This window comes from Rhizobium sp. Leaf384 (assembly GCF_001424065.1).
Classification (GTDB): domain Bacteria; phylum Pseudomonadota; class Alphaproteobacteria; order Rhizobiales; family Rhizobiaceae; genus Ferranicluibacter.
The window spans coordinates 12,457-37,514 of sequence record NZ_LMQE01000012.1; the positions used below are offsets into that span (position 1 = coordinate 12,457).

Annotated in this window: 28 protein-coding genes and 1 tRNA gene; 15 read left to right on the forward strand and 14 right to left on the reverse strand. The window is 62.1% G+C overall.

The window, feature by feature from the left end:
- Positions 1–56 precede the first annotated feature (56 nt).
- The 10 genes from ASG25_RS21755 to ASG25_RS21805 all read left to right on the forward strand — a co-directional run bounded on the left by ASG25_RS21755 (position 57) and on the right by ASG25_RS21805 (position 5,291).
- Positions 57–749: a helix-turn-helix domain-containing protein gene (locus ASG25_RS21755; RefSeq protein WP_082480518.1), complete on the forward strand. Its 693-nt coding sequence runs from the start codon at positions 57–59 to the stop codon at positions 747–749.
- Between the two features lie 481 nt (positions 750–1,230).
- On the forward strand, positions 1,231–1,419 hold the full coding sequence (locus ASG25_RS21760) for a hypothetical protein (RefSeq protein WP_156466922.1): 189 nt from the start codon (positions 1,231–1,233) through the stop codon (positions 1,417–1,419).
- Positions 1,420–1,491: 72 nt separating this feature from the next.
- A complete protein-coding gene (locus tag ASG25_RS21765; protein WP_062479497.1) occupies positions 1,492–1,671 on the forward strand; it encodes a hypothetical protein in 180 nt (59 codons plus the stop codon).
- Positions 1,672–2,051: 380 nt separating this feature from the next.
- The gene (locus ASG25_RS23180) at positions 2,052–2,225 is read left to right on the forward strand and encodes a hypothetical protein (RefSeq protein WP_200942870.1); all 174 of its coding nucleotides are present in this window, start codon (positions 2,052–2,054) and stop codon (positions 2,223–2,225) included.
- Between the two features lie 2 nt (positions 2,226–2,227).
- Positions 2,228–2,737 (forward strand): hypothetical protein, encoded by a 510-nt coding sequence (locus ASG25_RS21780; protein WP_062479507.1) that lies wholly within the window; start codon positions 2,228–2,230, stop codon positions 2,735–2,737.
- Entirely contained in the window at positions 2,737–3,084 is a 348-nt protein-coding gene (locus ASG25_RS21785; protein ID WP_062479588.1) for an HNH endonuclease signature motif containing protein, read from the forward strand. The genes ASG25_RS21780 and ASG25_RS21785 overlap by 1 nt, the downstream gene beginning before the upstream one ends.
- A gap of 98 nt (positions 3,085–3,182) precedes the next feature.
- Positions 3,183–3,422, forward strand: coding sequence for a winged helix-turn-helix domain-containing protein (locus ASG25_RS23575; RefSeq protein WP_280136454.1), 240 nt, complete (start codon positions 3,183–3,185; stop codon positions 3,420–3,422).
- A complete protein-coding gene (locus tag ASG25_RS21795) occupies positions 3,419–4,228 on the forward strand; it encodes a DUF6551 family protein (RefSeq protein ID WP_062479513.1) in 810 nt (269 codons plus the stop codon). The genes ASG25_RS23575 and ASG25_RS21795 overlap by 4 nt, the downstream gene beginning before the upstream one ends.
- The gene (locus ASG25_RS23185) at positions 4,225–5,079 is read left to right on the forward strand and encodes a hypothetical protein (protein WP_062479516.1); all 855 of its coding nucleotides are present in this window, start codon (positions 4,225–4,227) and stop codon (positions 5,077–5,079) included. Before ASG25_RS21795 ends, ASG25_RS23185 begins: the two co-directional genes overlap by 4 nt.
- Complete coding sequence (locus tag ASG25_RS21805) at positions 5,076–5,291, forward strand: hypothetical protein (protein WP_062479520.1); 216 nt, start codon at positions 5,076–5,078, stop codon at positions 5,289–5,291. The genes ASG25_RS23185 and ASG25_RS21805 overlap by 4 nt, the downstream gene beginning before the upstream one ends.
- Before the next feature lie 269 nt (positions 5,292–5,560).
- On the opposite strand, the gene ASG25_RS21810 is transcribed toward ASG25_RS21805, so the two are convergent.
- Positions 5,561–6,133, reverse strand: coding sequence for a hypothetical protein (locus ASG25_RS21810; RefSeq protein WP_062479523.1), 573 nt, complete (start codon positions 6,131–6,133; stop codon positions 5,561–5,563).
- A 217-nt stretch (positions 6,134–6,350) separates the two neighbouring features.
- Positions 6,351–6,719: a hypothetical protein gene (locus tag ASG25_RS22955; RefSeq protein ID WP_156466923.1), complete on the reverse strand. Its 369-nt coding sequence runs from the start codon at positions 6,717–6,719 to the stop codon at positions 6,351–6,353.
- Here ASG25_RS22955 and ASG25_RS21815 point away from each other — a divergent pair.
- The gene (locus tag ASG25_RS21815) at positions 6,695–7,750 is read left to right on the forward strand and encodes a site-specific integrase (protein WP_062479526.1); all 1,056 of its coding nucleotides are present in this window, start codon (positions 6,695–6,697) and stop codon (positions 7,748–7,750) included. The genes ASG25_RS22955 and ASG25_RS21815 overlap by 25 nt on opposite strands.
- Before the next feature lie 68 nt (positions 7,751–7,818).
- On the opposite strand, the gene ASG25_RS21820 is transcribed toward ASG25_RS21815, so the two are convergent.
- Positions 7,819–7,895, reverse strand: a tRNA-Pro gene (locus tag ASG25_RS21820).
- A 289-nt stretch (positions 7,896–8,184) separates the two neighbouring features.
- On the opposite strand from ASG25_RS21820, the gene ASG25_RS21825 reads away from it, so the two are divergent.
- Positions 8,185–8,598 carry a hypothetical protein gene (locus tag ASG25_RS21825; protein ID WP_062479528.1) on the forward strand — a complete coding sequence of 138 codons (414 nt, stop codon included), beginning with the start codon at positions 8,185–8,187 and terminating at the stop codon, positions 8,596–8,598.
- Positions 8,599–8,668: 70 nt separating this feature from the next.
- Here ASG25_RS21825 and ASG25_RS21830 read toward each other — a convergent pair whose 3' ends face one another.
- The 6 genes from ASG25_RS21830 to ASG25_RS21855 form a co-directional block, all read right to left on the reverse strand.
- Positions 8,669–9,892 (reverse strand): MFS transporter, encoded by a 1,224-nt coding sequence (locus ASG25_RS21830; RefSeq protein WP_062479531.1) that lies wholly within the window; start codon positions 9,890–9,892, stop codon positions 8,669–8,671.
- Between the two features lie 147 nt (positions 9,893–10,039).
- Positions 10,040–11,473 carry a M81 family metallopeptidase gene (locus ASG25_RS21835; protein ID WP_062479534.1) on the reverse strand — a complete coding sequence of 478 codons (1,434 nt, stop codon included), beginning with the start codon at positions 11,471–11,473 and terminating at the stop codon, positions 10,040–10,042.
- Between the two features lie 75 nt (positions 11,474–11,548).
- Complete coding sequence (locus tag ASG25_RS21840; protein ID WP_062479536.1) at positions 11,549–13,471, reverse strand: family 20 glycosylhydrolase; 1,923 nt, start codon at positions 13,469–13,471, stop codon at positions 11,549–11,551.
- Positions 13,472–13,501: 30 nt separating this feature from the next.
- Positions 13,502–14,278 carry an SDR family oxidoreductase gene (locus tag ASG25_RS21845; RefSeq protein ID WP_062479591.1) on the reverse strand — a complete coding sequence of 259 codons (777 nt, stop codon included), beginning with the start codon at positions 14,276–14,278 and terminating at the stop codon, positions 13,502–13,504.
- A 40-nt stretch (positions 14,279–14,318) separates the two neighbouring features.
- Entirely contained in the window at positions 14,319–15,182 is an 864-nt protein-coding gene (locus tag ASG25_RS21850; RefSeq protein WP_062479539.1) for a MurR/RpiR family transcriptional regulator, read from the reverse strand.
- A gap of 44 nt (positions 15,183–15,226) precedes the next feature.
- Positions 15,227–15,613, reverse strand: coding sequence for a RidA family protein (locus ASG25_RS21855; RefSeq protein ID WP_062479542.1), 387 nt, complete (start codon positions 15,611–15,613; stop codon positions 15,227–15,229).
- A 113-nt stretch (positions 15,614–15,726) separates the two neighbouring features.
- Between ASG25_RS21855 and ASG25_RS21860 the strand changes: the two genes are divergently transcribed.
- The 3 genes from ASG25_RS21860 to ASG25_RS21870 all read left to right on the forward strand — a co-directional run bounded on the left by ASG25_RS21860 (position 15,727) and on the right by ASG25_RS21870 (position 19,016).
- The gene (locus ASG25_RS21860) at positions 15,727–16,212 is read left to right on the forward strand and encodes a hypothetical protein (protein ID WP_062479544.1); all 486 of its coding nucleotides are present in this window, start codon (positions 15,727–15,729) and stop codon (positions 16,210–16,212) included.
- Positions 16,213–16,278: 66 nt separating this feature from the next.
- The gene (locus tag ASG25_RS21865) at positions 16,279–17,793 is read left to right on the forward strand and encodes a M81 family metallopeptidase (RefSeq protein WP_062479547.1); all 1,515 of its coding nucleotides are present in this window, start codon (positions 16,279–16,281) and stop codon (positions 17,791–17,793) included.
- 131 nt (positions 17,794–17,924) lie between these two features.
- Complete coding sequence (locus tag ASG25_RS21870; protein WP_062479550.1) at positions 17,925–19,016, forward strand: alanine racemase; 1,092 nt, start codon at positions 17,925–17,927, stop codon at positions 19,014–19,016.
- A gap of 69 nt (positions 19,017–19,085) precedes the next feature.
- Here the strand turns inward: ASG25_RS21870 and ugpC are convergent, their stop codons facing one another.
- The 5 genes from ugpC to ASG25_RS21895 all read right to left on the reverse strand — a co-directional run bounded on the left by ugpC (position 19,086) and on the right by ASG25_RS21895 (position 24,562).
- Positions 19,086–20,213 (reverse strand): sn-glycerol-3-phosphate ABC transporter ATP-binding protein UgpC, encoded by a 1,128-nt coding sequence (gene ugpC / locus ASG25_RS21875; protein WP_062479553.1) that lies wholly within the window; start codon positions 20,211–20,213, stop codon positions 19,086–19,088.
- A gap of 132 nt (positions 20,214–20,345) precedes the next feature.
- Positions 20,346–21,584, reverse strand: coding sequence for an extracellular solute-binding protein (locus ASG25_RS21880; RefSeq protein WP_062479556.1), 1,239 nt, complete (start codon positions 21,582–21,584; stop codon positions 20,346–20,348).
- A 34-nt stretch (positions 21,585–21,618) separates the two neighbouring features.
- Positions 21,619–22,479: a carbohydrate ABC transporter permease gene (locus ASG25_RS21885; protein ID WP_062479558.1), complete on the reverse strand. Its 861-nt coding sequence runs from the start codon at positions 22,477–22,479 to the stop codon at positions 21,619–21,621.
- A complete protein-coding gene (locus tag ASG25_RS21890; protein WP_062479559.1) occupies positions 22,476–23,360 on the reverse strand; it encodes a sugar ABC transporter permease in 885 nt (294 codons plus the stop codon). The genes ASG25_RS21885 and ASG25_RS21890 overlap by 4 nt, the downstream gene beginning before the upstream one ends.
- Before the next feature lie 11 nt (positions 23,361–23,371).
- Positions 23,372–24,562, reverse strand: a complete 1,191-nt coding sequence (locus ASG25_RS21895; protein WP_062479560.1) for a Gfo/Idh/MocA family oxidoreductase — start codon at positions 24,560–24,562, stop codon at positions 23,372–23,374.
- Positions 24,563–25,058 lie beyond the last annotated feature (496 nt).

A 25,058-nucleotide genomic window follows, 5' to 3' on the forward strand; every position in this document is an offset into this window, starting at 1 on the left:
ATGAGTCAAGCGAGAATTATCTAGACCCGAGCCAGCCGGCCGCGCGAATTATAAGCATGGCTAAAGGTGAGCACGCGACGAAGATCGGTATCGCAATACGAACCGCGCGTAAGCGCCGCGGGTTAGTTCAGCGCAACATTGCGCAACAACTTGGCATAGATGTTGCCGCCGTCGGCATGTGGGAAACAGGCCGCAATCTGCCTTCTCCCGAAAATCTGCTTCGTACAGCTGAGTTTCTTCGAGTTGACCCCTCAGCGCTCATGCGTGGCGATCTGGTTTATCAAGATGACGAAGCACTCGCTGATGCTGAGGTGGTTTCGGATGGATTCGTCCCAAATCTTGGGCCCATGGACATCGAAATGCTTGGCGTCATCTACGGTGGCGACGACGGCGATTTCACCTTCAATGGAACGGTTGCCGGCTACGTCAGGCGCCCTCAGGGTATCGCCAACCTGAAGAACGTTTGGGCAACCCATGTGCTGGGCGACAGCATGGTTCCTAAGTTCGATCCGGGCGATGTGATCTACTGCGGCGGACGCGAGCCGGTACCAGGTGACTGTATCGTCATTGAACTATACCCTGACAACGAGGGTGAAAGCACTAAAGCATACGTGAAATTACTGAAGCGTCGAACCGCTAAAGAGATTATTACCGAACAGTATAATCCTAAGAAGGAAGTCATATACGATCGCTACCGCGTCAAAAACCTTTGGCGAGTGATCCCTTGGAAAGAGCTTCTTGGCTTCTAAGCACATCACGCTCTGCACGCAGTGCCTCATGATCATGCAAAAACAAGGACTGCACGGTGATATTCCTCGCCGGCAGGCCTTCATCAGCGCATTCGGAACATGAAAATTTCGGAATCAGCGATTTGATCTCAGCATGAAGTGAGATCCCTCTCTGCACCAGTTCGCTTGGCTCACGCCATCTACTCCGTCCGCAATCGGCGCATTCGATCCGCAGTCGGTCAATCATACCAAGCGTAACCGGCTCTCCGTCGACTGGCATTGATCCTCCTCCGTTCTCTGTTGGTTCTCATTGTCGAATCAATTTTGACAAGAGTCGAGAGGCAGCGTCATGAGTCTCGCTTATAAAATTCACTTGCAATCGCTTATAATTAGCGCTTATGTTTGCCCCGCCTCCCCGGACAGGAGCGGCGCGGTAACAGATTTTGCGTCCCGCGCCGCTCCATCGTCGAGGCAAACCCAACGACAACCAATGGAGCGCAGCATGAACACCTACAATCCCGTGACCACCCGCCACGTTGCTGCTGAGATGGCCACCGCCCAGCGTGAGGCCGGCCGCAGCCTGACGAAGAACGAACTTATGTCTGAGCTTGGACTGACTGAGGAACAGGTCACAACCCACGCCAACGAAGCAGCCCGCTTGTTCGCCAACAGCGAACGACGCGCCGCCTGATCCGCGATCCGCTTTCGGTGACCGCCCGGCACATCTGCGGGCGGCATCCGAAACGGATGAAGGATCTCCATCATGCCTAGAGCGCCTGACAATGCGGCCGCACAGCGGTCTCGCAAAGACATCTCCGCGTCTTCAAGCCACAGGTCGCCCGTTTGCGCCTTGCTGGTCCTCGTAGCGGCGATCATCGGCTTTGGTCTGCTTGCCAGTCTGGCAGCATTCCTCGTCGCCATCTTCACCGGAGGGCTCGTGTAATGGTCACACTTCCTCCGATCACAGGCGTGAACCACCCTCACAACTCAGAGAGTCCCTGCCGCGGGATGATCATCGCGGTCCTTGGCGTTTTCTTTCTTGGCCTCATGGCAGCCGTTCCACTAGCAACGGCCGGCATGGCTCGCCAGGCAGCGTATCAGCATGCGGAGGCGCGGATATGAGGGACACCTTTGCCCCCATGTTTGCTGCGCTGCTTGAGTGCCGTAACGACGATCCGCACGGTGTTCGCTCTGACGACTTCCAGACGATCGCCGCTCGCCATGGCGTCGATCCAATCGACCTTTGCAATCACTGGGACGCAATCCGTCCTGATGCTCGGCCAGAGCCCACGTCGTCTTTCAACCTTGCGGGGTTGCGCTTCCATGCGTGACATCGAGCCCCGGCCTATCCTGCCTTTCCGAGTGCACTTCAACGACGAGTCCGTTGAGCCGGTCACCATCAACGCATGCGATCCGGCAGAAGCTCGCAAGCGTGTCGCGGTGACGCACCCCGGAAAAGCGATCAATAAGGTCAAAGTGATCAGGGAAAAAATCTGATCATGACCGCGGCCCAGCCATCACAAAACCAGAAGCGTATGGATGCGATACGCCGCCGGCTGGACGCGGCCATGCCCGACTGGACGATGATGGCGGACGAGACCGGAACCTTCGTCACCGCAGCCGATGGCCCCGATTGCGAGTGCGTATATCGGATCGAGGACCAAGCTAACCTCGATAACCGGGATTTGGCACTCAGCGCCCCTGATGATCTTCGTTTTGTGGTCCGAATGTACGACGCACTTGTCAGACACTTCATGGGAGCCAGGCCGACCTCGGACAAGTCGCCGGACTATGCGGCTGAGTGCGCGATGAAGTGCGATGACAACAAGTTCCGGGAGTACCTGCGAACCTGCCACGGCGTCGACATCGCGGATGCCGAGCGCGTTGCCACCGGCATTCGCCGCGTACTCTCGATCAAGTCGCGTGCCGAGCTGAACAGAGATCCGCGTGCAGCGAAGGAATGGCGCAAGGTTGTCGGAGATTTCGACGCATGGAGCCGGTGCAACTGATGACATCACGCCGCGAGATCATCCGTGCCAAAATTATGGCCCGTGTTCGCATCGATGAGATCACGGGCTGCTGGATCTGGACCGGGCCGACGTCTGGCGAAGAAGGCCGCGGTGCAGGCTACCCCCGCATGAGCCTCGCTGGCCAGACCGTTGCTGTGCACAAGGTCATGTGGACCAACGAGCACGGCTACATCCCCGGGAAAAAAGAGCTGGATCACAAGTGCCGCAACCGGCTGTGCGTCCGCCCCGACAACCTAGACCATGTCGAGCTCGTCACCCGCAAGCGCAATGCGCTGCGGCGCGAAGCTGCCAAGCGCCAGTTTCAATGCTCCGAGGAACGCAAATGACGGAATGCCCTTGCCCAACATGCGGACAGGCTCTGCCTGCCTCGATACTGGCCATCGATTGGGATGCCGGCATCATCGTCTCGAACGGCAGGTTCGCCATGCTGACGCGCCAGGAGTTCGCAATTTTCACGACGCTTCACAACGCCAAGGGCGGGGTTCGGACGAAAGAGCAGCTTCTGAAAGCTGTCACCTCTCTCGTCGACGAGGTGCCTGAAATCAAGATCGTCGACGTCTTCGTCTGCAAGATCCGCAAGAAGCTCAGCGATCTCAATCTCGGAATCGAAACCGTATGGGGCACCGGCTATCGCCTGATGCCGCGCGAAAGGAAGGCAGCATGAGCGAGGCCGTTTCAACAAACCTTGGCGAAGAGCCGGTGCTGATGTGGGTTCAGGTCGATAAGATCCGCGTCGATCATAACTATCAGCGCGAGATCAAACCAAACCGTGTCTCGCAGATCCTGCGCGACTTCACGTGGGCACATTTCCAGCCCGTCATGCTCGCCGAGCAGGCGGACGGCACATACACGGTGTTTGATGGGCAGCATCGCGTTGCGGCTGCCAGGGCTCACCCAAGGATCGATCGTGTCCCCGCCTCCGTCGTTCGTGTCGAAGGGTCTAAGAACGAGGCAGACGCATTCCTTGGCGTGAACATCAATCGCACGGCCGTTACTACAGTCGAGAAGTTCTGGGCGGGCATCGAGGCCGGGAACGCGGACATGATCCGGATCAAAACGGCACTTGAGAAAGCTGGCTGCGAGGTCATTCAGGCCACAGGTGTTCGACCAGCAGCCAACCGGACGGCGGCAGTATCTGCAGTTCAACGAGCAATTCGAACGTATGGCGATGCAGCGGTCGTGTCCGCCTGCAAGACGCTGGTTGCGGCTTGGCCGAAGGATGCCGGCGCGCTGCACGCCATCATGATCCAGGCGCTAGCCCGGCTTTACCGGAACAACCGCAAGCATATTGACGAGGCGCGCATGGTCTCGAAGCTGACAGCTAAGGATCGGAAGATCCTGACGGCCGACGCGGAGACGCTGCGCAAGATCGGCGGCGGCGACGCGACTGCGAGCGTCGCGAAGGTTCTCGTTGAGATCTACAACAAGAGCCTCCAGATGGGCCAGATCCAGATCGGAGCGAACCGATGATGGAGCAGCCAACCGCCAAGCTGGACGAGATCGAGCAGGCTGCTCGCGCGATCTTCGACGTGATGCCTTACACTGGCCCGGTTGATCGCATGCGCTTGACCTGGGACCAGGAAGAGGCATCGACGCAGAGAGACGAGGCTCTCCGCTATGCCCGCGCTGCGGTTCGCGCCGTCACCCAAGCACCTCAGGCAGCGTTCCTCGACGAGGATGAGCCGGAAGCTTGCGAAGCGTGCGGCGAGGCGCTGCAGCTCGGTGACCCGGTATATTGGGGGGACGGCCTGTTGCATGCCCTCTGCTGCGGGCCGGAAAGGGATGGCTTTCACAACGCTAACGAAGCACCGCTTGCAGATGGAGAGCCGATCCCGCGGCCGATGATCTGGAACGGAAACCAGGGCGCTGCGGAGCTCGCGTCCGATGCTCGGAACGACGAGCTGTGTGTCGATCGCTTCGGTTTGGTGATGAAAGCCAAGCTCGCAGCCGCTCGATGCAAGGGCCGGGCCGGTTGGGACGATCCGGCGCAGTGCAGCATGGCGGACCTATCGGCCATGCTGATCGATCATGTCGCCAAGGGCGATCCCGTCGACGTCGCGAACTTCGCCATGATGCTCCACAATCGCGGCGGCAGGATCGAGACCCCATCACCCCAGACAGGTTTGGTGGCGCAGCCGTTGTCTGAATGGCACGAGGACGATGGCTTTGTGACTTGGTGGAAGTTCCCGGTTAACGAGCCGTCCTACATCGGCTCTCCGCTATGTAGCGACTGGCCAGGCTATCACACGCATTGGACGCCGCACCCTGAAATTCCGACGAACGCTGATGCCCTCGCCGCCGCGGAGGGCTCTGCCGAATGACCCCCGAGGAAAAACGTTGGTCGAACCGGCTACGTCGCGTCTTGCGCGACATGCCCGCGTCCATCGAAATTCAAATTCACCAGTCTCATGTCGATATCTGCCAGTTGGGTGCCATCCAAGAGGCGTTCAGCAAGCGCGGTGACGTCGACAACGTCGAGACCTTGGACTGGTTCCAGACAGAAAGGGTTTACCCATGCAGCGAGAGCTTGTGAAAGACACCCCCGCACCCCAACCGAAACCAATCGGGTTTATGGACGTAGATGGTTTAGGGAGGCTGGTGGACGAGGTGCGAGCCCGTCCTGCCGTATCCCCATCGCCGCGGGATCATGTGTTGTCAGCCATCACGCCCCAGATGATCCGCGACACGGCTGCATGGTGCCAGTCAGAAGACGAACTACGCGAGACTTTGCGTCTAGCTGCGCTGGCACTCGAGGTCGCATCAGCAGCCCAACCGAAGGAGCTATGGATGAGTAACTCCCAGCTAGCTTTCCGGGAGCGAAATTCTTGCTTTATGCCCAACCGGGAGTTCCCAAAGCTTTTTGTAATCGTATCCTTCAAATGCCCACACCTGACCCCAAATACGATGCCACGCCGGGATGAATATCCTTTCGGTCTTTGGATAGACGTCGGTTGCGCCGATTGCATCATTGTAAGCCTTGCAGTCCAATGCGCGCAGCACAGGAGGTTCTCCCCCTGCGATCCTCACCATCGCACCCCTCCAGCGGCCGATTTGTTCAATGCTTGGCATCGCGCTTTCTTCGATGTCATCGAGGAGATTATAATAGTCTCTCTGAAGCGACTGATGCTCGCGTGCGCGGCCACCAAAATCAAAAACAAGCTGGATCGCACCGATGACGGCCGTAATCCCGCCCAGCCAAACGGCGTAACCTTGGCCGAACAACGGCCGGGTGACATCCGCGAATGCAGACGCACCAAGCACTATGACCGCAAAGTTGCCCCATCTACTCCACCGATCAAAAGTCATTCTCCGACCTGTATGATAGAGTGCGTTGCGAAGAACGTTGAAGTAGATGTTTTCGCGGTCAGTTGTCATCGTATCTCCTATTTCTTTGGACCCGCTGGTGCGGAAAGGCTCGGCCGTGGGCTTGGCGACGGCGCTGGCTGCCTAGGTCCAGGGCCAGCATCTGGCTTAGGGCTGAACGGGCTTATCGTGGTCTGGTTCTGCGGCTGGCGAACTCCGAGATTGCGCGTCTCAAGCTGTGGCTGGCGTGGCCCAGCAGTATGGGCGCTCGTCTCTACTTTTTTCTCATTCATAATCGTCTCCATGTGGTCACATCGCGTGGGGATGACAGGTGCTGGTTCGCGTTACCGCGCGTTCCAGCACCGACTATTTCAGGTTGAGTTTGCTCCTTCATTCGATTGCTCGTCAACTGTTCGGCATGAGGAGAGACAATTATGGGAGGCTCGCGATGAATGACTCCGACATCCGCGATGATGAGCCAGTGCCACTTGCCGAAGCCGCAAAATTGTTCTTCCGTGGCCGCCTGACGAAGTCCGCACTGCGGACAGAGGCCGCAAAAGGCAATCTGGAGCTTATTCGGATTGCGAATAAGGACTTCGTCACGCGAAACGGAGTCAACAGGATGATTGAAAAATGCCACAGAAGCGAAAGCCGCCAAGGCTCTACCTCCGCAACGATGGAGGCCGGAAAGTCTGGGTTATCAGAGACGGAACGACCAATATCCGCACAGGATGCACTGAGGCTGAAGCTACAGAAGCCGGCCGGAAACTCCAAGAATACCTCGCGGAGAAGTACCAGCCCGAGCGCGGCGGTCGTGCCGCTGAGATCACAGTAGGAGACGTCCTGCTCGTCTATCTTGATGAGAAGGCCGACAGCTCGTCGCGACCAGTCGAAACAAGAGCAAGGATCGGCAGGCTCAATGAGTTTTTCGGCGAAATTGCAGTCGGCGAAATCAGAGGCAAGAAATGCCGTGAGTTCGCGGATGAGCGAGAAACAGACTCAGGCGCTCGTCGCGATCTTGAGATCCTGCGGGCCGCCATAAACTACTATCACGGCGAATATACGCTTGATGTCGTCCCGAAGGTCACCCTTCCCGACAAGTCTCTGCCTCGCGAGCGCTGGCTGTCGCGCAGCGAAGTCGCAAGTATGGTCCGGGCATCTAGGCGGCTCAGGCTTTGCGATCACATCGCTCGGCTTGTCTTGATCGGCGTCTACACAGGAACGCGCCTCGGCGCCATGCTCAGCTTGCAGTGGATGCCAAACACCTCAGGTGGGTGGATCGACCTTGAGAAGGGCGTCCTGTATCGTAAGGCACAAGGTGAGCGCGTCGCGCATAATAAGCGCAAAACCCCCGTCAAGATCCCGCCGAGGCTGATTACACTGCTTCGATACTGGCGAGAGGCCGACAGAGCGATCGACAAGGACAAACCCTGCCTGCATGTCATCAACTACTATGGCGCCAAGGTAAATAAGCCTCACAAGGCTTTCAGGGCGGTCCGGACAGAAGCAGGTTTGGGGGATGATGTCACCCCTCACATCTTGCGCCATACCCGCGCAACATGGCTGGCAAATGCCGGCATCGACGTCCAAGAAGCCGCGGCATCTCTCGGAATTACCACCGATGAATTCGAACGGACATACCTGCATAATGACCCGCACTTTCAGCAGAAAGCTGCGAACGCCTACTGAAACTGTGCGCAAACAGTGCGGATAGTGAAGGGCTAAGGCGTCGGCTTCGGGCAAGCCATTGAAATAACTGGTCGGAGTGGCAAGATTCGAACTTGCGACCCCCACGTCCCGAACGTGGTGCGCTACCAGACTGCGCTACACTCCGTGACCAGCGGCGCTTCTATAGAACAGGGGCTTTCATTCCACAAGCGGCAAATCGACGGTTCGACAGAGTTTTTGACAGGATGATGGCGGCGGCCGGTTTGCGGTGGCCGGGAATAGAGATTTTCGGCAACGCTCGGAAATTATTGCGTATCGACCGGTTGCAACCGATGTTCATTCGGCGCGATTGGCGCTAGAGGCGTGGACGAACGGGCGGTGCGCCTCGGTGCCGGAATGGGCTGGCGGAAGGCGCCGGCTCGTCCTGTTTCAGGATCTTTCGAAGGGGACGATACATGACCTTGCGGGTTTTCGCCGCTGCCGGCCTCGCGCTGGCGCTTGCCGGATGCACCACCATCGCGCCACAGCAGCAGAATGCGGTCGAGGCCCGCTGGGCCGGACAGCCGGCCGGCGTGTTCTTCGCCCAGTTCGGCCCGCCCACCGCCGATGTGCAGCGCGGCGGCAACACGATCTATTCGTGGAAGGGCGGCTACCGCAACCGCAAGGTTCCCGCGACCTATGCCAAGAAGGCAGACGGCTCGCGCGGCAAGCAGACATCCGCGGCCCGCACCGAATATCTCAGCTGCTCGGTGCAGCTCACCGTGTCCTCCGATTATGTCATCCGCTCGGTGCGCCTCGTCGGCGACCGCCGCCAGCCCGGCGGCCCGAGCTGGTGCGAGGAAGTGCTGGCCGGCGCCAAGGCGTCCTGAACCAGCCGTTACACGTTGACCAGACAACACCGGGGCGCGGCGCGCTCCGGTGTTTTTCGTTGTGGATGCCTCAGGCTCCCGGAACGGTCCCTGCCCGCCTTTTGCGCCCGTCCAGCACGACCAAGAGGATCACGCCCAGAAGGCCGATGAAGCCGCCGAGGATTGACGTGAAGCCGTAATCCCCGATCCGCGTGCCGACGGCAAACACGACGGCACTGATGCCGGCGCTCAGGAACATGTTCACCGCGATCAGCGAGCTGCCGAGACCGGGCCGGTCGGCGATCAGATCCTGAAGGTAGGTGATGGGCAGGCTGATGATGGCCGCGGCCGCCATGCCGCTGATCAGCGTCTGGGCATAGATGTGCCATGTCTGCGTCGCCATGCCCTGCAGCCCCAGATAGACGGCATAGAGCGTGGCGCCGATGACCAGCGAGCGCAGCGACGTGATCCGCCGTTCGGCCGCGCTCCAGAACAGGATGAAGACGATTTCGAGCAGCGCGACCACGCCGACGACGATGCCAATGTCGCGCACCGTGCCTCCGGCCTTGCCGGTGATGATCAGCGAGCGGACCGCATCGTTGACGAACAGCATGGAGCAGATGAGCGCGATCGCAAGAAGCCGGAGAGCGACGCGCGGCGTTGCAACCTCGCCGAGCGAGGCGAGGATCCGGTAGCGCGCGGCATCGTCCCGGTTTTCAAGCGGACGCGGCCGTGGAAGATAGAAGGCGGCGAGGATGAAGCAGACGCCCGCAGCCAGCGCCGCGATCAGATAGGCCGGCAGCATCGACGTCGATCCGGCCAGCGCAATGCCGACGAGGCCCGGCACCAGCACCCAGGAGAGCGAGATCGTGGCGCGCATCGTCGCGTTCACCGCGACCAGCTGCGACTGTGCGAGCCCGCCGGAGGCCGCCCGCACATTGGCGAAGATCAGCGAGTTCAGCGCTCCGAAAACCGGCAGGAGGACGAGCTTGGCAATGACGAAGGCGGTGATCGTCGCCGAGAGATAGACGAGCCCGAAACCGGTGATGCCGAACAGTGCGACATAGAGAATGGACGTCCGGTAATCGCCGAGCCGGTCGGCGAAGATGCCCATCAGCACGCTCGCCGTGACGCTGACGGCGGCCGCGGCAAACATCAGGCTGGCATAGCCGCTATCGGTCAGTCCGAGCTCGCGAATGCCGATGATCGACTGATACGGCTGGGTCGCCGCGCCGGAAAACCCGAAGAAGAAGATGGCCAGCGCGCTGACGCGGAGTGACGGGTCCCGCAGGGCGGTCGCGATCGAGAGGCTCATGGAAACACCAGGGCGCAGAACAGCCCAGCTTGAGAGACGGCAGATCGCCAGGGTGTGACAGTGCAGCGTGTCGAGTGCGGGCACAGGCCGAGCGCAACGTTGAAGAGCGCCGGTCCGTTCCCTGAAAGACGGCTCGCACGCCGACGATCAGGCCCAGCGCGCCGACGATCGCGGCGTCGCGACGAAGTCGAAATCCCGATCGAAGGGAAAGGACGGACGCTGGCGCCGCATATTTGGCAGGCGCTCGATATCCTGGTTGATGACGCCGTCGGTCAGCGCCATGAGGTTCGGCCGTGCGATCGGCGCAAGTTCGGGGGAAAGATAGCCGGACTTGACGACGAGCAGACGGACGTCCTTCGGATCGATGCCGTGACGCGTGAAATCCGCGATCCGGTGGTAGGGCCGTCGGCGCGCCGCAAGGATGACCGTGATGCCGCCGACGGCAACGACCGCCTGCCGTTCCTCCGGACCCGCGGGATCGTCGAGCCGGACAACGGTCGCAGAAACCGTGGCCGACGGACTGGCGGGATCGAGCGCGCCGCCGATCGTCAGCGACAGGGTCGCCCCCTCGCCGGCGGCAAAGCAGGCCTCCACGGCCGGCCGGTCGGTGATGCCGCCGATGACGGCCCCCTGGACATCACGTTCGACCAGCGCGTTCAGCACATCGGCGCGGTCGCCGACGCCGCCGCCCGTCGGGTTGTCGCCGGAATCCGCCAGAACGACCGGACGCGTCGTCGCCTGTTCGGCGATCTCCAGCATGTCGGCCAGCGGCCCGGTGACGGGGCCGAAGCGGAAGGCCTCGCGGGCGTTCCAGTAGGACATCGCGATCTCCGCTGCGGCAGCCTCGGCCGCCGCCTTGTCCGTTCCGGTCACGACGGCGCAGGCCGTTCCGCGCGGCTCGTCGGCCCAGACATAGCCGACCATGAGATTGGCGTCCCAGATCCCGGGCGATGCGTCGTGGCGGGAGAGGGCATCGTAGAGGCTCTTTGCGGGCTCGTCTTCGGTGGAGGTCCGCTCGCCCGGCAGGAGGACCGGCACCGGCGCCCAGGCGACCCCGGGTCTGGTCCCCGTCTGCAGCGCCTTGCCCAGCATGGACCAGGCCCGGACCATGGTTTCCCGCACATCGATATGCGGGGCTGTGCGATAGGCGGCGAAGATATCGAGCTGGTCGATGATGCGCTGCGTCACGTTGCCATGCAGATCGTAACTTGCGGCGACGAGGATATCCGGCCCCACCACCGTGCGCGCCGCCGAGATCCAGTCGCCCTCCGCATCGTCCATGCCCTCGACGTTCATGGCGCCGTGCATGGCGAGGTAAAGGCCGTCGATCGGCAACGCCGCTTCCAGAAGCGCGAGAAACTCCGCCTTGAACCCTTCATAGGTCTCCCGCGCGAGCGGTCCGCCGGGCACGGCGCGCGCATGGAGCAGCGGCCTGATGTCGGCATTTCCCAGGAACGAGAAATAGTCGGCCGACAGCAGCTCGGCGCCCCGAAGCACGCGGAAGTCCTCCGGTTTCATCAGGACCGGGGACGAGGTGCTGCATTCGGTGTGGATGCCGCCGACGGCGATGCGGAAGGTCATGATGTCGGGCCTTTGGAGGTTCGGAAGACGAAGAGGAAGACGCTTGCGGAGAGACGGCAGACGGCGCCCCTGGCCCTAGAGCTTGGGGCTCAAGGGCGCGAGGGCGGCGAAACGCTGCCAGTCCTTGCGCGCGCGCGGTGTCCAGGCTGCCTCGGCAATTGCGGCAAGCCGGGGAAAGACAAGATGGTTGAAGTAGTCGCGGTTGAGAAAATGCTCCGACCAGATGCACGCCTGGACGCCGCGCATGCGTGCCTGCAGCGCTTCGGGAAAGTCGCCGACCGCCTCATAGGTGTAGGTATGCTGCGGCGGCACGGTACCGGCCCAGCTCGCGCCCGGCTCCTGGAACGCCTCGTCCTGCACCATGTCGAGATAATAGGCCTGTCCGGGCGTCATCACGACATCATAGCCCTGCGTTGCGAGCTCGACACCGACCTCCGGCTTCTGCCACGCCATCAACAGTGTCCCCTCGGGATCGACGCCGCCGCCGTGGGAAACCTCGTCCCAGCCCGCGAGCCTGCGCCCGCGCTCCGAGAGCATCTGCTGGATGCGCTTCATGAAGTAGCTCTGCAGCCCGAACGTTCCCTCGATCCCCTCGTCCGCCATCAGCTTGCGGGCGAGCGGCGACGCCATCCAGGTGTTGGACGCGACCTCGTCCCCGCCGATATGCAGAAGTTTTGACGGGAAGAGCGTGACCATCTCGTCGAAGACCTTGCCGAGAAACACATAGGTCTCCTCGACGGCGGGATTCAGCGCATTGTTGGGAAAGCCTTGGACGGAGCGGTAGCTGTCGGGCGCTTCCTGCCCGTCGGCAAGGTCCGGCAGGGCAACGAGGGTCGCCGTGCTGTGGCCGGGGATATCGATCTCCGGCACGACCTCGACATGCAAGGCCAGCGCATGCGCGACGATCGCCCTGACGTCGTCCTGCGTATAGAAGCCGCCCACCGGCTCGGCGCCGTTACCGAGCTGGGGCAACATCGGCGCGTCGGGTCCGCGCAGGACGCCGAGTGTCGTCAGCGTCGGATAGGCCTTGATCTCCAACCGCCAGGCCTCGTCATCGGAGAGATGCCAGTGGAACACGTTCATGCGGTACCAGGCGAGGATGTCGATCAGCCGGGTAATGTCGGCAACCGGGTAAAACTGCCGCGAGACGTCGAGATGGCAGCCGCGCCAGACATAGCGCGGCGCGTCGGCGATCTCGCCGGTTGCAGGAAACCGGAGCAGGGCTTTTTCGGTCCGTGCGCCGTGCAGCATCTGCGCAAGTGCGGTCAGCCCGTATTGCCGCCCGGCCGCGCCGCCATAAGCCAGCGTCACGCGATCGCCGATGTCCAGTCGAAAGGCTTCGGAGCCGAGATCGTCTGCCTGTCGAAAGACGAGTGCCTTGCCCTCATGCACCGGTGCGAGCGACAAAGGCACATGTCCGACGCTGAAGAGCCGACGGTAAAGGGCGACGACGGTGCTGACCGCTTTCAGGTCTGCGACGCCGGTTCCCTCGGCCGGATAGAGAGCCACCGGCACCGTCTCTCCGGGCGTCAGGCTGGCGGCCTTCGGCCAGGGAAGAAGGTAGAAGGGTTCCGTTACCCGGCCCTCCGGCATCAGGTCCGGAGCCGGCTCGGCCGGGCGTCCGCCGAGAAGGAGATCGTCCACGTCGACCGGCACATGGCTGCCGTCGGCCAGTGTCACATAAGCGGATTTTGCGCCATCCGTCCGATGCTTGGCCGGGCGCCACAGACCGGACACGGTGAAGCGCCAGCTGCCGCCCGGCGCCAACACGAACCCTTCCGGCGGGGCGAACTGGTGAAAATTCGCGTTGCGCAGGAGAAAGGTGGCGTTGTCGCAGGCCGGGTCGTCCATCACGCGCGTCAGCGAAGTATAGGCAAGCCTGAAGCCCGAGATCGGCGCATCCGACAGGTTGAACAGCGTAAAGACGAAGCCGCCGCATGCCTCTCCCGCAATCGGGTGCCAGCTGTTCTCAAGCCGGAAATCCTGTGCCTTTGCCATGGTGGTTACCCCTTCTGGACGATCGCGATGTCAGTAATGTTCGGATTGTGAAAATGTCCGCGCCAGCTCGGCTTGGCCCGCCGTCAGACCGCAATCGACCGCAAGGCAGACGCCGGTGATGGCGCGCGCCTGCTCGCTTGCCAGGAAGAAGACCGCATTGGCGACATCGTCGGCCGTTGCGATGCGGCGCAGCGCGTACCAGCGTTTGACGTCCTCGAACACCTGCGGATTGGCGCTTGCGCGGGCCTCCCAGGCCTGGGTGCGCACCGTGCCCGGCGCAACCGCATTGGCGCGGATGCCGAACTTGCCGTATTCGACCGCGATGGACTGCGTGAGATGGATCAGCCCGGCCTTTGCCGCGCTGTAGGCCGGATGGCCGAAGACGGCGAGGCCGTTGACGGAGGCAATATTGACGACCGAGCCCTCGGACGCCTTCAGGGCGGTCTCCAGCGCGCGAAACACCAGGAAGGGCGCTTCCAGATTGAGCGCCGCATCGGCCCGCCAGATGGCGCCGTCCGTTTCGTGCAGGCTCACCGCCCGGGCGGCACCGGCATTGTTGACCAGCGTTTGCACCTGCCCGAGACCGGCCGTCGCCTCTGCCATCGAACGGATGCTCGTCTCGTCGGTGACGTCGCACACGATCGTCGCGAAACGGGAAGCGTCGCCCAGATCCTGCGCAGCGGTCTCCAGCGCCGCCGCATCGATATCGACGAGCGCGACCACGTCATGGCTCGCGGACAGCCGGGCGGCAATTGCGCGGCCGATATCGCCGGCTGCTCCCGTTACGACGGCAACCGAGCGGGTCATCGGCATGCTGGGCTCCATGACACAAGCGTACGAGGCATGATCAGTCTCCCAGAATCTGGCGGTCGTCGCCGTCGCGGTGTTCGACCAGTTGTTGCTTGATATGGCGCAGCGTCACGGTGGAGAGCTTGCGATTGCGGTAGGCGACGAGGCTTGCGATCACGTCCACCACCGCCAGGAACGCGAAGCGGGTGGACGTCGGGCGGAAGATGTTGGCCCCCTCCGGCAGATCGATGCCGATGACGAGCTCGGCCGCCTGCGCCACCGGACTGTCGGTCTGTGTCAGCGCGATGGTAGTGATGCCGCTTTCGCGGGCCAGTCCGAAGCAGCGGGCGAGATCCTGGTTGCGTCCCGAAAAGGACGAGCCGACGATCACGTCATTGGTGCGGGCAGCGGCCGTCAGCATCAGCTGCATGTTGTGATCGTTGCTGGCCGTGACGCGGGAGCCGAGACGAAACAGCCGGTTCTGCATCTCCGTCGCGATCATCGAGGAATTGCCGCCCGAGCCGAACGTGTAGACCATTTCGGCACGCGAGAGACGGTCTGCGACCTTATCGAGAACCACCGGATCGAGCGCCCGATGCATCATGAAGAGCGCATTCTGCGCCTTGGTGATGACATCTTCCGCCACATCTGCCGGCTCGGTGCTCTTGGCTTCCGGGTTGAGGTAGCGCACGCCGACGAAGGCCGTCTTGGCGAGCTTCACCTTGAAGTCGGAGAAGCTCTGGCAGCCGACATTGCGGCAGAAGCGGGTGACCGTGGGCGGGGAAACCTCGGCCCGCTCGGCAAGCTCGATGATGGAGGCGTTGACCGCGAACTCGAAGTCGCCGAGCAGAATATCCGCGATTCGCTGCTCGGACGGAGAAAACTGTGCCCGGCCCTCCTGGAGCGTCGTGAAGATATCCATCCCGCCTCCCCGAAGCGTTTCTGCCCGGCCTCAGCCGCGAGCCCTTACGCCGGCGCCTTGTAGGCGACGCAGTCGATCTCGACCTTGCAATCCACCATCATGGAGGCCTGGACGCAGGCGCGCGCCGGCGGATGTTCGCCGAAATACGTCTGGTAGATCTTGTTGAAGGTCCAGAAGTCGCGCGGATCGTCCAGCCAGACGCCGCAACGGACGACATGCTCGACGCCGTAGCCGGCCTCGTCCAGGATGGCCAGCAGATTGGCGATGGTCTTGTGCGTCTGCTCGACGATGCCGCCCGGAATGATTTCGCCGTCTTCCATCGCCACCTGGCCGGACACGTGCAGCCAGCCGGCAGCCTCCACGGCGCGGGCGAAAGGCAGCCTCTGGCCACCGGCACCGGCTTTCTCGGCACCATATCGCTTGATGGTCATCACGGCCCTCTTGCAAATTATTTTCGTCGATTGTTGACAATGGACCATAGAAAACCGAACTTGACCAGAGTTTTCGAAGCTCCATGAAAATAATTTAGACCAAAGGGCGTCTCATGCGCGATCCCCATGCCAATCCGTTTCCGGCAAGCGATACGGCCCGTCATGCCATCTGGGAGATGCTGGTTCCGCGCGACATCGACGCCTTTCTGGCCGCGGACTGGTCGATGGTCTCGGGCGACTTCGTGGAAGAAGGCTTTCTCGCCGTCAGCGGCAACCACAAGCCGGACCCGGACGACTGGAGCCTCGCCTTTCCCTCGCTGGACGCCTACCGCGACGAATGGCTGAAGCAGGCTCGCGACTTTCAGGGCCAGACCTATGGCGAGGATCCGCGCAAGGCGATCTTCACGACGACGACGCTCGAGGAGATCGACGTGAAGGGTGACACGGCGCTGGCGCGCAAGAAGTTTCAGGGCGGCATCCGCAAGACCGATGGAAACCTCGACGTAATGCAGTGGCAAACGCTCTACACCTGCCGCCTGCATGAAGGCGGCTGGAAGATCTGCGGCTTCATCGGCTACCTGCCGAACCCCGTCCGGTGAGCGGCAACGTTTCCGGCCGGCGCGTGTCCGGCACCCTGCCCTGCCAATTTGCGGAAGGCTGAACCTGTGCGCCTCTTTACCGCCGCCCTTGCCACGGAAACCAACACGTTCGCACCGATCTGCATTGACCGGCGGGCCTTCGAGGAATCCCTTTACGCGGCACCGGGGCAGCATCCCGCCACGCCGACGCTCTGCACCGCCCCCCTAACCGTGGGGCGAAAAGTCTGCGCGCGAAAAGGCTGGACGCTGATCGAAGGCACGGCCGCCTGGGCGGATCCGGCGGGCCTGATCAACCGTCAGGCCTATGAGAGCCTGCGCGACGAAATCCTCGACCAGTTGACGGCGGCCCTGCCGGTGGACGGCGTCGTCCTCGGTCTTCACGGTGCCATGGTTGCGGATGGCTATCTCGATCCCGAGGGAGACCTCCTGGCAGCCATCCGCGCGATCGTCGGGCCCGATATCCTGGTCTGCGCCGAAATCGATCCGCACAGCCACCTCACCGCCAAACGCGTCGCGGCCGTCGATTTCTTCGTCGCGTTCAAGGAATTCCCCCATACCGACTTCGTCGATCGCGCCGAAGATCTGTGGCGGATCGCGGTGGATACGCTGGAAGGTCGGGTGAGGCCGGTCATGTCCGTGTTCGATTGCCGCATGATCGACGTCTTTCCGACCTCGCGCGATCCCATGCGATCCTTCGTCGATCGATTGATGCGGATGGAAGCCGAGGATCACGAGATCCTGTCTTTGTCCGTCATTCACGGCTTCATGGCGGGCGACGTGCCGGAGATGGGCACGAAGACGATCGTGGTCACGGACGCTCAGCCGGACAAGGGCGAGCGGCTGGCGCGCGCGCTGGGTCTGGAGCTCTTCTCCAAGCGCGGAACCTTTATGATGCCGCAGGTGGACGAGGCCGAGGCCATCGAGCGGGCGCTGTCAAATCCGCGCGGGCCCGTTGTCATCGCTGACATGTGGGACAATCCCGGCGGGGGCACGGCGGGCGATGCGACGGTCGTCCTCGCGGCGCTCCTTGCCCGCGGCGTGGAAAACGTGGCGGTGGGCATGATCTGGGATCCGATCGCCGTGCAGATCTGCATGGCGGCTGGCGAAGGGGCAGAAATCCCGCTCCGTTTCGGCGCGAAATCCGCGCCCGGCACCGGCAACCCCATCGACGGACGGGTGACGGTCAGGCGCGTCGTTCGCAATGCCGAAATGCGCTTCGGCGAGAGCGTCGCGCCTTTTGGCGACGCCGCGCATATCCACCTCGACGGCATCGACATCATCTTGAGTTCGGTCCGCGTCCAGAGCTACGATCCGTCGCTCTTCACCGCGCTCGGCATCGACCCGACGTCGAAGCATCTGCTGGTGATCAAATCCACCAACCACTTCTATGCCGCCTTTTCGAAGATCGCGTCCGAGATCGTCTATTGCGCCGCCGGTTCGCCGTATCCGAACAAGCCGGCCGAGACGGCCTACCGTCGGGCATCGCGCGCGATCTGGCCCATGACGGCCGATCCCCACGGTTTCGGCACCCTTGCGGTGACACCGCCGGAGCCTGACCACGCGGAGCCTTTTCGCCGCTGAAAAGGGAAAACAAGGCGGTTTTCCCGGCCATGCCGGCATGGCCGAACCTTTCAGCCATGTCGGCATTGCCGAACCTTTCGGCCGCTGGCAGAACATGAACGCTATCAGACACGCTCGGGAGAGAGACGCCGATGACAACCCCGCCGCGGCCGCAGGTCGGCCAGTCCATCCTGTCGCTATCGACGCCCCTGCCCCTCATCGACGAGGACAGGCTGGCTGCCAATATCGGTCGTGTCCAGACCTATCTCGATGGCCACGGACTGGCTTTCCGGCCGCATATCAAGACCCACAAGATCCCTGCCATCGCCAAGGCGCAGGAAGCGGCCGGCGCGCGCGGGATCAATTGCCAGAAGATCACGGAGGCGGAAGTCTTCGCCGAGGCCGGTTTCGAGGATATCCTCATCACCTTCAACATTCTCGGCCCTGAGAAGCTCGACCGGCTGAAAGCCCTCAACGACCGTATCGCAAGCCTGAAGGTCGTCGCCGACAGTGCGTCCACGGTGGCCGGACTCTCCGGCCGGTTTGCCGGGGGCAAGCCGCTGACGGTCCTGGTCGAATGCGACACCGGTGCCGGGCGCTGCGGCGTCCAGGACCCGCAGGCAGCGGCGGCCTTGGCCCAGACGATCGCCGCATCCGACGGCCTCGTCTTCGGCGGCTTGATGACCTATCCGAAAGCGCATGACGAAGGGTCCGTGGACATCTTCTTTTCCGACACGATTGCGCGCCTCGCCGCCCTCGGCATTTCCTGCCCGATCGTCAGCAACGGGGGGACGCCGAGCCTGTTCTCCGCCCATCAGGTGTCCTCGGCCACCGAGCATCGGGCTGGCACCTATGTCTACAACGACAGGGCGATGGCCCGCTCCGGCCACTGCTCGCTCGACGATTGCGCGATGCAGGTCCTGGCGGCCGTCGTCGCCCGCCCCACGCCCGATCGTGCCGTGCTCGACGCGGGCTCCAAGGCGTTGACGTCGGACCTCCTCGGTTTCGCGGATTACGGGATGATCCCGGCCTATCCCGATGCCGTTGTCTCCGGCCTGTCCGAAGAGCACGGCGTGGTGGACCTGTCGCGGGTGACCGGCCCGCGGCCCGCAATCGGCGACAAGGTGCTGATCATCCCGAACCACACCTGCGTCGTGTCGAACCTGTTCGATATCATGACGTTTCATCGGGACGGCGTCGTGACGCGTGTCGAGGACGTGGCCGCGCGCGGCCTGGTCTGGTGAACGCCTGACGCAAGGACTCCTCGCATCCCCAGGGGGCGTCCTTGCATCCCCAGGTGCGTCCGCACATCTTCAGGCGGCGGTCATGGCCGCCGGCATCTCGAGCGACCGCCAGTCCACGGTGCGCTCCAGCGCTTCGCCATTGGCTTCGAACAGATGGCAATCGGCTGCCATGATGCCGGTGGAAACCGGCTGCTCCACGGCAAGCGGCGCGGAACCGGGGAGCAGCACGCAATAGGGCTTGCCGTCCGGCAGGCTGGAATAGGCGACCGTATTGATCCCGAGGCGCTCGATCACCGAGGGGATGATGGCGATGTTGAGATCGCCAGGGGTCAGCATCGTGTGTTCGGGGCGGATGCCGAGCGTCAGCGTCTGCCCGACGAGATCGCCGCGTCCGACGACCGGGATCGTGACCGTCTGGCCCGCGTAGTCGACGGTCACGCCTGCAGGACCAACGGCCGTGCAGGTCACCGGCACGAAGTTCATTTTCGGATTGCCGATGAAGCCGGCAACGAACAGGTTTTGCGGCTTGTGGTACAGCTCCAGGGGAGCGCCAACCTGGGATATGCCGCCGGCATTCAGCACGACGATACGGTCGGCCATGGTCATGGCTTCCACCTGGTCATGCGTGACGTAGATCATCGTGGCCTTCAGTTCGCGATGGAGCTTGGCAAGCTCGATGCGCATGTCGGCGCGCAGGGCTGCGTCAAGGTTCGACAGCGGCTCGTCGAACAGGAAGATCTTGGGCTCGCGGACGATGGCGCGACCGATGGCGACGCGCTGGCGCTGGCCGCCCGAAAGCATCCCAGGCTTCTGCTGCAGGCGCTGATCGAGATGCAGGATCCGTGCCGCGTTCTCGACCTTGGCCTTGAGCTTGCTCTCCTCCATCTTTTCCACCCGCAGGGGAAAGGCGATGTTCTCGAACACCGTCATGTGCGGATAGAGCGCGTAGGACTGGAACACCATGGCAATGCCGCGCTTGACCGGCGGCAGGTCGTTGACGCGCACGCCGTCGATGACGATGTCGCCGCTCGTGGTCGAGTCCAGACCGGCGATCATGCGCAAGAGCGTGGACTTGCCGCAGCCGGACGGCCCGACGAAGACGACGAATTCGCCGTTCATCACCTCGAGCTGGACGCCCTTCAGCACTTCGAAGTCGCCGTAGAACTTCTGCACCTTGTTGAGGAAAAGCTGTATCACATCGATCTCCGGTCGCCGAAGCGGGCGGCGTTGGTCTTGACGAAAAGGGACGGATCGGCGCACCTGCCGGCCCGGCTCCCGGGAAGGACTGTCGCAGCGGCAGAGACCGCCGCGACAGCAGGCTAAACAGGCTTACTTGTACTCTTCGATCGCGGCCGAAGCCTTCTTCAGAGCATCTGCCGGTTCGGCCTTGCCGGTTACGACCGACTGGACCATTTCGATGATGGCGTTCTGGAAGCCCTTGTAGTCCTTGAACAGGGGTTCCGGACCACCGAAGGCGATACCGTCGATGAACGGCTTCCACGACGGATCGGCCTTGACGAATTCATCGACCTTGGCGGAAGGACGCAGCGGGGTCAGGCCGGCGCCGCCCTGCAGTTCGTATTCGCCCTGCGGGCCCGGCGAGGTGATGAACTTGGCGAACTCGATCGCCTTGTCCTCGACGCCCGTGCCCTTGAAGATCGCAAGGCTGTCGGTGATCAGCAGCGTGCCCTCACCCTTGGCCGAGGGACCGAGCGGAAGCGGCGCAACGCCCCACTTCATGTCGGTCTTCTTCAGGAGCGCTGCGGCGCCGGACGCGGACTGGATCATGCCGGCCTTGCCGTCGAGGAAGATGGCGCGGATTTCGTTCTGTTCATAGGCGGTCGCACCCTCGACCGAGTAAGGCGTGATGTCCTTCACGGCCTGCAGGGCTGCCAGCACTTCCGGGCTGTCCATGACGATCTTGTCGCCATCGATGACCTTGCCGTTGTTGGTGTAAACCCAGTGCATGAACTGGTGCATGGTGTTGTCGAAGGTCTTAGCCGGAAGGCCATAGCCGGCAATGCCGGTCTTTTCCTTGATCTGCTTGGCGAAAGCGATCTCTTCGGCCCAGGTCTTCGGCGGCTTCTCGGGATCCAGACCGGCCTTTTCGAAGAGAGCCTTGTTCCAGTACAGCGCCTTGGTCGAGAAGGCGATCGGCACGCCCCACTGGTTGTCGTCGAACGTCACGGTGTCGACGATGTTGGGGTAGTAGCTCTTCTTTTCCTCGTCGGTCATCGGCACGGGAACGATCAGGTCGTTCTCGGCGAATTCCTTCAGCGTGCGCGAGCCGACATAGGCCATGCCGACCGGATTGCCGGCGGCGGCCAAGGTCGTCGCCTTGTCCTGGCACTGTTCCCAGCCGACGAGTTCCGGTTTCACGGTCCAGCCCGCGTTCTTGCCTTCCCATTCCTTGATGTACTTTTCATGGATCGGGTCGATCTTGTCGCCGCAATAGATCCAGCTGATTTCCTGATCGGCGGCCTGCGCGACTGTGGCAGTCATCGTGCCGAGTGCGGTCGAGCCGAGCAATGCAAGGGCCATGAGGCCGGTCTTGAATTGGAGTGTCACGTTTAAGCTCCCGTTTGTTCTCTGGTGGTTGGTCTTATTGTTTCACCGCGCCCGCGGTCAGGCCGCTGACGAGATAGCGTTGCAGGAAGAAGATGACGATCATGGCCGGGGCAATGCCGACGAAGCTCGCCGCCATGAGCTCGTTCCAGACGACTTCCTGACGTCCGAAATAGGCGAACAACCCGACCGGGAGCGGCGCATATTCGGACTTCGAATTGAAGGTGAGCGCATAGATGAACTGCTGCGCATAGGACCCAATGAAGGTCGTGATGGCGACCACCACGATGCCGGGCATGGCGATCGGAAGGATGACGCGGCGCAGCGTGTAGAAATGACTGGCGCCGTCCATGTAGGCCGCTTCGTCCAGCTCCTTGGGGATCCGCATCATGTAGGTGCGCAGGAGCCAGATGGCGGTGGGGATCAGGAACGCCACGCCCGGCACGATCATCGCGAAATAGGTGTTGAGCACGCCGAGCGAGCGCATCAGCCGGAAGAGCGGGATGAGGAGAACCGCGCCCGAGAACATGTTGACCGCGAGGAAGGCACCGAGCAGTTGGCCCGAGCCCTTGAACTCAAACCGGGCAAAGGCGTAGGCCGCCGGCACGACGAGGATCAGCACCACGATGGTCACGACGCTGGAGATGAACAGCGAGTTGAAGATGTAGCGCGCAAAGCCCGGCACGCTGACCCACATGGTCCGGTAGGCCTCGAACGAGCCGTTCTCGGGAATGAAGCGGTAGGGCGAGGAGAAGAGCTGGCTGAGCGGCTTCAGCGACACCAGGAACCCCTCGACGAAAGGTGCCAGCAGGAAGGTCAGAAAGACGAGGATGCCTGCATAGATGCCGACGATTTCGTACCAGGCATAGCGGTTGATCAGGACGGACGGCTCTCTCATCGCTTGTCTCCGGCGGAAAGGCGGCTGGTCATGCGGAAGTAGAAGACGCAGAAAATGGACAGGAAGATGCAGATCAGAACGGCGCGCGCCGCACCCTCGCCGTACTTGTTGGAGCCGATGGCCGTCCGGTAGGTATCGATAATCATGGTCGTCGTTTCACCGGTCGGCCCGCCGCGCGTCAGGATCCAGATGATGTCGAAGGAGTTGAAGGTCGAAATCAGCGAGATCATCGACATCGTGATCATCGACGGCACGAGCAGCGGCAGCGTGATGCGGCGGAAGCGGTAGAACCGGCCGGCGCCATCCGTCCAGGCCGCCTCGTAGAGATCCTGCGGGATCGATTGCATGGCGGCGAGCATATAGAGCGTGACCATGGGAACGCCGATCCAGACGTCGGTGATCACGGTGGCCCAGAACGCGGTCGAGCCCTGCGCCAGAAATGCGATGGGGCTGTCCGTCAGACCGAAGCGCTGCAGCAGTCCCGAAATCATGCCGAACTGGCCGTTATACATCCAGCCCCACATGAAGATGCCGATGGCCATGGGCACGATCCAGGGCGGCATGGTCAGCACGCGGAACAACGCCCGCCCCGGCACGGCGGCGTTCAGCATGGAGGCGCCGAACGTACCGATGATCATCTTCAGCGACACCGAGAAGAACGTCCAGATGAAGGTCCGGATGATGACCTCGGCAAATGTCGCGTTGAAGATCTTGCTGTAATTCGCCCAGCCGACCCAGTTCGTCGTCTTCTTCAGGGATGCATCCGTGAAGGACAGGATGAACGTGTCGACCAGGGGATAGGCGACGATGACGGTGACATAGAGAATGGCCGGCGCCATGAGGAGCCAGGCGAAGAGGACGGTGCTTCGTTTGGCTTCCATGGCGGGCCCTCTCAAGCAGACTTGGTCTGCGGTGCGGACGATGCCGCAGACGTGCCATGCAGGCAGGCGTCGTACTCCGCCCAGACGGGCGCGAGATCGACCACCTTGCGGGCAAACCGGGCCTCGTCCATCGCCAGCGCCAGGATGCCGGCTTCGATGGCATTCAGCGCCGACACCGGCAGGCTCTGCCCTTCGGTCATGAACTTGAAGACATCCTCGGCCATCTGCTCGTCGGCGCCATAGTGATGGGAGGTCTCGGACGGCGCCTGATAGGTCTTGGCAACGACCTTCTCGTTGTTGCGCGCATTGTGCACATCGAGATAGCCGCGCACGAAGTCGCCCTCCGCCATGCCCTTGGAGCCGATGACGCAGAATCGACGGAACTGGTCGGGCACGTTCAGATTGGTATGGAACGTCATCGCGGCGCCGTTCTCGTATTCGACGATCGCCGTCTGATAGTCGATCAGATCCCCATCGCTGTCGAAGACCTTGTCGGAGCCCTGCCAGCCGCTCGGCTTGCGATGGTAGACGTCCATGTCGTTTGTGCCTTCGTTGCGCGGATCGTTGGCCGGAACGAAGCTCTTGCGCCCGCCAAAGGACGACACGTAGCGCGGACGCGCACCCACGACGCCATTGTAGAGGTCGAGATCGTGGCAGCATTTCTCCAGCATGAAGCCGCCGGCATAGCGGCCATAGCGGCGCCAGTCTCGCATGAAGAAGGCGCCATGATAGGGCTCGATATGCTCGGAAGCCTCGATCGAGACGATCTCGCCGAGACGGCCTTCGGCCTGCGCCTGCCGCAGGTCGCGGTAGAGCGGGGAGTAGCGCAGCACGAGGCCGACCAGCAACCGGTCATGACCATGACGATGGAGGAGACGCGCGAGTTCCAGGCTTTCCTCGATCGTCACGACGATCGGCTTCTCGGTGAAGACCGTCAGTCCGGCCTCGAGTCCGATCCGGATATGCTCGAGATGCAGGTGATTGGGGGAACCGACCATCAGGAGGTCGAAACCGCCCGCGGCAATCATCTCCTCCGGCGTCGCATAGGCTTTCCCGGCAGAAACACCGGCTTCGTCCAGCCCCGGCAGGCCGGCGGGCGCCGGATCGACATGGCCGACGATCTCGAAAGCAGGATCCACATCCCGGAAAATGCGGCCGAGATATCCCAGCCGAAACCCAAGTCCGATCACAGCGACCTTCATATCGGCCTGCTCCCCATGTTCTCGTAATTCATTTTCGCAGCCTGTGTCAGACTGGCGATTTCGTCAACTCGGAAACCGTTATTGTGAACGGTTATGAAATTCATTTTCATACGCAGACAATTTGCGCGGCCTGCATGGCGCGGCCAGCCGCACACAACCTCGCCCGTCGCCACGTCTGACATCTTCCAAAGCCACACACAGGAGGAACGCTATCGGCCTGTCTGTGCCCTTGTCGCTGACCATACCAAAAACAGGCCAATCGTCCAGTCCTGATGAAGGTGTTTTTTAACGATCACCTTACATCGTTGAAATCAATGGACTTATAAATATGTGTCTCGGCCTGCGTTTTCGGCCGCCTCACAATGAATTGGTTTTTTTTGGTATTGCTGGAGGAAACTGCCGAAGATGTTTGGTCGACCAAGGACACGGGATCGAGCAAGGAGGCTCTCCCCTTTCCACAGTATACCGTCGATCTCGGCCACAACCGTCCGGCCAA